The 7,806-nt window shown below is 69.1% G+C and carries 5 protein-coding genes; 4 read left to right on the forward strand and 1 reads right to left on the reverse strand.

The annotated features are described in order from the left end of the window. Positions 1–259: 259 nt before the first annotated feature. On the forward strand, positions 260–1,165 hold the full coding sequence (locus tag VF643_RS05335) for a right-handed parallel beta-helix repeat-containing protein (protein ID WP_331042338.1): 906 nt from the start codon (positions 260–262) through the stop codon (positions 1,163–1,165). 45 nt (positions 1,166–1,210) lie between these two features. Here the strand turns inward: VF643_RS05335 and VF643_RS05340 are convergent, their stop codons facing one another. Further along, positions 1,211–2,836 (reverse strand): alkaline phosphatase family protein, encoded by a 1,626-nt coding sequence (locus VF643_RS05340; protein WP_331042339.1) that lies wholly within the window; start codon positions 2,834–2,836, stop codon positions 1,211–1,213. 46 nt (positions 2,837–2,882) lie between these two features. Here VF643_RS05340 and VF643_RS05345 point away from each other — a divergent pair, with 46 nt between their 5' ends. From VF643_RS05345 to VF643_RS05355, 3 genes are all read left to right on the forward strand, one after another. Continuing rightward, positions 2,883–4,907 (forward strand): protein-disulfide reductase DsbD family protein, encoded by a 2,025-nt coding sequence (locus VF643_RS05345; protein ID WP_331042342.1) that lies wholly within the window; start codon positions 2,883–2,885, stop codon positions 4,905–4,907. Positions 4,908–5,151: 244 nt separating this feature from the next. Continuing rightward, entirely contained in the window at positions 5,152–6,657 is a 1,506-nt protein-coding gene (locus VF643_RS05350) for a circularly permuted type 2 ATP-grasp protein (protein ID WP_331042340.1), read from the forward strand. Positions 6,658–6,835: 178 nt separating this feature from the next. Next, positions 6,836–7,771 (forward strand): alpha-E domain-containing protein, encoded by a 936-nt coding sequence (locus tag VF643_RS05355; protein ID WP_331042341.1) that lies wholly within the window; start codon positions 6,836–6,838, stop codon positions 7,769–7,771. The last annotated feature ends 35 nt before the right edge of the window (positions 7,772–7,806 follow it).

Genomic DNA, 7,806 nt, shown 5'->3' on the forward strand with positions numbered 1-7,806 from the left:
CGTATCGAGGACTCGTATCGAAGCACCGTTGGTACGCGAGCCACCTGTCCTTCGATACGCCCTCTCGACACGCTGCTGCGCAGCTACTCGATGGCTACTCAGGACGAACGGCGTGGGTCAGGCTCATTTCATCATACTCTAGCGGCGGCGTACTGGAATGAGACACTCGCGCGCTGCGCTAACCCTCTGGACGTCGGCCGCCGGGGATTAACCCCGATTGCGCATTGTGCGAGCAGCACGCGGGGGCGACGCGTCGGGGATGATCCGCCTGCTCCCCCTGCTTCTGCTTAACTCCGCCGCGTCGCCGGCGCCCTTCACGCTCGGCGATCGCGGCTTCGCTTCGCTTCAGGAAGCCGTCGATGCGATCGGCGGGGGAACGGGCACGATCGTCGTGGCGCCGGGGATGTACCGGCAATGCGCGGTGCAGCGGGGCGGGCGGGTGACGTACCGCGCGGCAGAGGCGGGCGCTGCGATCTTCGAGGGCGAGGCGTGCGAGGGCAAGGCGGCGCTGGTGCTGCGCGGCGAGGGTTCGATCGTCGACGGGCTGGTGTTCCGCGGCTACCGCGTCAGCGACGGCAATGGCGCAGGGATTCGCAGCGAGACCGGCGATCTCGACGTCACCAACGCCACCTTCCTGGACAGCCAGGAGGGGATTTCAGGCGGCGAACCCGCGGGGCAGCGGGTCACGATCGACCGGTCGACCTTCGCGGGCCTGGGTCAATGCGGCGAGGCGCCCAATTGCAGCCATGCGATCTACCTCAAGAACCAGGGCAGCGTGCGCGTCACCCGATCCCGCTTCGAGCGGGGTACGGGGGGGCATTACGTCAAGTTGCGCAGCCCGCAGGTGACGATCGCCGACAACAGCTTCGATGATTCGGCGGGCGCGAAGACCAATTACATGATCGACCTGCCCGAAGGCGCGCGAGGGGAGATCACCGACAATGTCTTCGTGCAGGGACGCGCGAAGGAAAACGGCAGCGCGATGATCGCGGTGCGCGCGGAGAGCCATACCTATCCCTCGGCGGGCCTGCGGATCGCGAACAATGCCGCGACGATCGCGCCGGGCGGGAAGGCGACGGTATTCGTGGCGGACTGGAGCCGCGAGCGGCTGGCGATCGGGGCGAACCGGCTGGGCGCGGGGGTGAAGCCGTTCGAGGTGCGGTGAGGGGATTGTATCGTCGCTGACTGCCCTCACCCTTCCCGCCGCCTGCTAAGGACAGATGCTCGCCGGCCCCGAGTCCAGATCGAGGCAGCGGCCGTCGACCGGCGGGATCGGCAGCCCCAGGGTCGCCGCGAGCGTCGGCATGATGTCCACCGTCTCCACGGACAGCGGCTGTTCGAAGCCCCCCATCCCCTCACGCCAGAAGAGGATCGGCACGCGGCGGTCGTAGTCCCAGGGGCTGCCGTGGGTCTCTACATAGCCGGGGCCGGGCTTCTCGATCTGCGTCACGCGCGGTTTGAGCAGCACCAGCAGGTCGCCCGAGCGATCGGGGTCGAACGAGGCGCGGGCGCGCTCGGCCAGGGTCCAGGTTTCCGGGGGGCTGGTCGGCATCGGGGTGGCGGCGATCTCCGCGCGGGTGAGCGCGGCGGCGACCTGGGGCATCGCGGAATAGCGGCGCTTGGCCTCGGCCAGCACTTTGGTGCGGGTCGCAGGCGGCAGGTCGCGGTCGACGTAGATGTCGCTTTCGGCACCCAGCAGCACCGGGCCGGTCACCCCCAGCGCCTTGGCGATCGCCGCGGCGATGGGCCTGGTCTGCAGCTCGGGGGCGACGTGGCTCTCCATCGGCATCGCGCGCTCGATCTGGCGTTCGGTCATGTCGTGCGCGCCGTGATCGGCGGTGAGCATCACCTGGTAATCCAGCCCCCAGGAATCGAGCACGTCGAAGAAGCTGCCGAGCGCCTGATCGAGCTGTGCCATCTGGATGCACATCTCGGTGCCCTGCGTGCCGTTGGCGTGGCCGATATAGTCGGTGGCGGACAGGCCGACCGCGATGAGATCGGGCGCGGCGCGCTTGCCGAGCTGCATGTCCTGGATCAGCCCCGCCGCGATCGAGAGCACCGCGGCGTCGGAGGCGGGCGACGCGCGGAAGCCACGCGCGTCGCCGGCGGTGCGGGCGAAACGGCCCTGGCCGACGATCTGGTCGCCCGCGGTCACCGGGCGGTCCAGCGCCGCGCACCAGCCGGGAAGCGGGAGCGGCGCCTGCGCCCCCGCGACCAGCGCAGCGACCGCCGCCTTGCCGCGGGTGACGACCGCGGGTTCGGCGCGGCCGGCGTAGGTGGCGAAGGTCTTGCCGTCCCACCACCAGAGTTCGTCGACCCGGTGGCCGCCCATCATCACCGCGGCGCGATCCTTGCCCGCGATCGAGACGACACGGCTGGCTGGGTTCGCCGCCTTCATCCGCTCGCCCAGGGTCGGCACCTTAAGATGCTTGTCGGAAACGGTGTATTTTTCGTGGGTCGAACCGGGGACGCTTTCGTCCTCGGCGCAATAGACGGTCTTGTCGGCGCGCGGCGCGCGCTGGTCGATCCAGTTGTTGGCGACGATGCCGGTGCGCGCGGGGCGATAGCCGGAAAGGATCGTGGAGTGGCCGGGGCAGGTCTCGGTGGCGGCATGGCTCTGATAGCCGCTGGGGAAGACCGCGCCGTTCAGCAGCCGCGCGAAGCCGCCGGTGAAGCGGCCGCGATATTGCGCGAACAGATCGGCGGAGAATTGATCGACGGAGATGGCGACGACGAGCTTGGGTGGCGTCCTCGGCGCGGCAGGCGGCGGAGGCGCGATCTGGGCCGCGGCGGGGGTGGCGAGAAACACAACAGCGGCGGCGGCTAGAGCTTTCATCGGGCATCCTTGGTGCAATGCGTCCGCCGCGCTATGCGCTGCGATGATGACACCGACAAGATTCCTGCGCGCCCTGATCGCGATCTTCGCGCTGCTCTGCGTCGTGCCCGTCGCGGCCGATACGCTGCCTGTCGGCGACGCGCCGCATCTGGCGATGCGGCTGGTGGCGGAGAGTGCCAATCCGCGTGCCGGGGGCGTGGTGACGATCGCGCTGGAGACGGTGCCCGAGAAGGGCTGGCACGGCTATTGGTCGAACCCCGGCGACGCGGGGTTTCCGGCCAAGTTCGACTGGACCCTGCCCAAGGGAGCGACCGCCGCGCCGCCGCGCTGGCCGGTGCCGGGAACGCTGCTCGTCGCGGGGCTGATGAACCACGTCTATGAGCGGCCCTATGCGCTGCTGTTCGACATCGCGCTGCCGCGGGGGCTGGCGGCGGGCAGCGCGGTGCCGGTGACGCTGCACGCCAATTACCTGGTGTGCACCGACACGATCTGCGTGCCCGAGGAGCAGACGCTCGCGCTGGCGCTGAACATCGGTGACGGCGCTGCCGATGCTTCGGTCACGGCCAAGTTCGCGGCGTGGCGGCGCGCGATCCCACGGGCGCTGGATGCGCGAGCAACCTGGGCGGCATCGGCGGCGGCGGGCAAGGACGGGTTGCGGATCGCGATTCCCTATCCGGCGGATGCGGCGCTCAGCGACGTGCATTTCTTCACCGAGACGCCGGGTGCCGTCGATTACGCGGCCAAGCAGACCGTCGCGCGCGAAGGCGACCGGCTGGTGCTGACCACCACCGGCAAGCCGAGCGGCACGTTCGAGGGCGTGTTGCGGATCGGGGCGGATCGTGGGTTGGCCATCCGCGCCGTGCCGGGGGCGATCGGCGCGGCGGCGCGTGATGACTGGGTTGGCACTGCGTTGCTGGCGTTCGCGGGTGCGGTGCTGGGCGGGTTGATCCTGAACGTGATGCCGTGCGTGTTCCCGATCCTGAGCCTGAAGGCGCTGAGCCTAGCCAAATCGGGCGCGGATGCGCGTGCCGCGCGGGGCGAGGCGCTGGCGTATAGTGCGGGGGTGATCCTGGTATGCGTGGGCCTTGGCGCCGGACTGCTGGCGTTGCGGGCGGCGGGATCGAGCGTGGGCTGGGCGTTCCAGTTGCAGGATCCGCGGGTCATCGGCGTGCTGCTGCTGCTGGTCGTCGCCATCGCGCTGAACCTGGCCGGCTTGTTCGAACTGCCGACGCCGCAGTTCGCGGGTCGGTCGGGTGCCGGCGGCGCGTTCGCGACCGGCGCTTTGGCGGCGTTCGTGGCGACGCCGTGTACGGGGCCGTTCATGGCGGGCGCGCTGGGGGCGGCATTGCTGCTGCCCGGCCCGGCCGCGCTGATGATCTTTGCCGGGCTGGGGCTGGGCATCGCGCTGCCGTTTCTGCTCATCGGCTTCGTGCCCGCACTTCGCCGCCGGTTGCCGCGGCCGGGGGCGTGGATGGGCCGGCTGCGGCGCATCCTGTCGGTGCCGATGTTCCTGACCGCGCTCGCGCTCGCCTGGGTGCTGGGGCAGGAGGCTCAGGTCGCGGGGATGACGATCGGGCTGGCCGCGGTGCTGCTGGCGAGCCTCGGGCTTTGGTGGACGGGGCGGCGGCAACTGGCGGGGCTGAACCCCTGGCTGCCCGGCGGCGTCGCGCTGATCGCGGCGTGCGCGCTGGTGCTGGCGGTGCGGCCGGCGCCGGCCGGCGCGGCGGTGGCGGCGCAGGGCGAGGAACGGTTCAGCGAGGCGCGGCTCGCGGCGTTGCGCGCTGGGGGCAAGCCGGTGTTCGCCTATTTCACCGCCGACTGGTGCCTGACGTGCAAGGTCAACGAGCGGACCTCGATCGACACCGACGCGGTGCGCGATGCCTTCGCCGGGCAGGGTGTGGCCGTGCTGGTCGGCGACTGGACAGACGGCGATCCGGTGCTGGGGCGGTTCATCGAGGCAAACAACCGTGCCGGCGTGCCGCTGTACCTCTATTACCCCCGCGGCGGCGGCGCACCGCGCGTGCTGCCGCAGGTGCTGACGCCGGGGATGCTGACCGGTTTGGGGGCTTAGGCCGGACGCGCTATAGCGGGGTTTCGTTTCCCTTGTTCTCCTGCGAAAGCAGGAGCCCAGAGCCACGGGCGACGTGCCCTGCCACCCTGGACTCCTGCTTTCGCAGGAGAACAGGAGAGATCGAATGATAAAACTTCTCCGACCGCGGAATGTCGAAGCGGTCTCTCAATCGAACAATCCCTTGTGCGCTGCGGCAAAGCCGCGCAGCATGGAACCGCAAGCAGGAAAGGGCTGTTACCGTTCGATGCAGAGACAGGCTTTCGACGAGATCATGGGGATGAGCGGGAGCACCCCGCCGCGGCCCGAGATGGGCGCGCTGGGCCGCTGGATCGACGCCACCCCCGGCGACGAGATGCGCCGGCGGCAACTGGCGGCGGAAACGACCTTTCGCCAGCTCGGCATCACCTTCGCGGTTTATGGCGAGAATGACGCAGCGGAACGGATCATCCCGTTCGATATCGTGCCGCGCGTGTTCCTGGCCAGCGAATGGGCGCGATTGTCCGAAGGGCTGGTGCAGCGGGTCGAGGCGATCAATGCGTTCCTTGACGACATCTACGGCGATCAACGCATCCTGAAGGATGGCGTGCTGCCGCACGACCTGGTTCTGGGCAACGCACAATTCCGCCCCGAAATCGCCGGCATGCGCCCCCCGCACGGCATCTTCGCGCACATCTGCGGCATCGACCTGGTGCGCACCGGGCCGGACGATTTCTTCGTGCTGGAGGACAATGCGCGCACGCCTTCGGGTGTCAGCTACATGCTGGAGAACCGCGAGGCGATGTTGCGGCTGTGCCCGGAGTTGTTCCGCGAGTTCCGGGTGGCGGCGGTGGACAGCTATCCCGACCGGCTGCTGGAGACGATGCGCTCGGTCGCGCCGCGTGGCGCCGGTGGCGATCCGGTGTGCGTGGTTCTGACCCCCGGTCATTATAATTCCGCGTATTACGAACACAGCTTCCTGGCCGATTCGATGGGGATCGAACTGGTCGAGGCCGCCGATCTGATCGTCGACGACGATATCGTCTGGATGCGCACGATCGCGGGCCGGGTGCGGGTCGACGTGATCTACCGCCGGGTCGACGACGACTTCCTCGATCCCCTGGTCTTCCGCGCCGATTCGATGCTCGGCGTGCCGGGCCTGATCGCAGCCTATGCGGCGGGCAACGTCGCGATCATCAACGCGCCGGGCAACGGCATCGCCGACGACAAGGCGATCTATAGCTATATGCCCGAGATCGTGCGCTTTTATTCCGGCGGCGAACCCAAGCTGCCCAATGTCGAGACGTGGCGCTGCCGCGAGCCGCAGGCCTTGTCCTATGTGCTCGACAATCTGGCCGACGTGGTGGTCAAGCTGGTCGACGGTTCGGGCGGGTACGGCATGCTGGTCGGGCCGACCGCGTCCAAAGCCGAGATCGAACTTTTTCGCGCCGCGCTGATCGCCGAGCCGCACCGCTATATCGCGCAGCCGACGCTGGCGCTGTCCACGGTGCCGACGATGGCGGATAGCGGATTGGCGCCGCGTCACGTCGATTTCCGCCCCTTCGTGCTGACCGGATCGAAGGGCGTGCAGGTGGTGCCCGGCGGCCTCACCCGCGTGGCGCTGCGCGAAGGGTCGCTGGTGGTCAATTCGAGCCAGGGCGGGGGGACGAAGGACAGCTTCGTTCTGGGCGACGACGGACCGGCGGCAGGTCAGACGCAGACGATGGGTGGCATGACGCAGACGCAGGGAATGGGCCAGGGGATGGAATCGTGAGGGCCGCCGCATCGGTCCTCCCCAAGCTGAGCTTGGGGAGGGGGACCGCCGGTCCTCTTGGGCCGGTGGTGGAGGGGCCGGCGACGAAGTCGGCGGTCTTCGCCCGCCGCCCCTCCACCATTCGCGCAAAGAGCGCGAACGGTCCCCCTCCCCGAGCTAGCTCGGGGAGGACAAGGTGATGCTGTCGCGCACGGCGTCGTCGCTCTACTGGCTTGGCCGGTATTTCGAGCGGGCGGATTTCATCGCGCGGTTGGTCGAGGCGACGGTGCGGCTCGACGCCTTGTCGTCGCGGCCGGCGGGGGAGGCGGCCTGGGCTTCGGCGCTGGCGGTGACCGATACCGAGGAGGCGTTCTCGGCCTATGGCGAGCCGCACGACCAGGAGGCGATCGTTCGCTTTCTGACGCTGGACGCCGCGCACGGCGGGTCGATCGTCCATTGCATCGACCGCGCGCGCAACAATGCCAAGGCGGTGCGCACCGCGCTGACGCGTGAGGCGTGGACCGCGATCAACCGCGCCTGGCTGGCTTTCGAACGGCGCACCGACCTGCGCGATACCGGCTCTACTCTGCGGCTGGTCGAGGCGGTGCAGAACGAGACCCGCGGGTTCGAAGGCGCGATCCACCGGATGCTGCGCAATCAGACGACGTGGTTCATCCGGCTGGGCCAGGCGGTCGAGCGTGCGGACAACACTGCGCGGCTGGTGGACGTAAAATACCATCTGCTGCTGCCCGCGGGCGAGCAGGTGGGCGGGGTCGTCGATCGCGATCAGTGGACGACGATCCTCCAGACCGTGTCGGCGGTGACCGCCTATCGCTGGCTCTATAATGACGGGCTTCGGCCGGCCAATGTCATCGACCTGCTGATCGGCCGTCCCGAACTGCCGCGCAGCCTGGCCGCGTCGGTGGAGGAGGCGGTCGATATCCTCAACCTGCTGGCCAAGCGCACCGGGCACCACGGCGAGGCGGACCGGATGGCGCGGATGCGCGCGTCGCGGGTCGCACGGACGCGGTCGAGCGAGGTCATCGCGTCGGGCCTGCACGAATATCTGCAGGCGTTCATCCGCGAAAACGACATGCTCCACGAGGCGATCGGGCGGCAGTTCAAGTTTCATTGATGTCCGGCAGGTCCGGCCTCCGTTCGTGCTGAGCG

It is taken from the genome of Sphingomonas sp., from assembly GCF_036387595.1.
Classification (GTDB): Bacteria; Pseudomonadota; Alphaproteobacteria; order Sphingomonadales; family Sphingomonadaceae; genus Sphingomonas.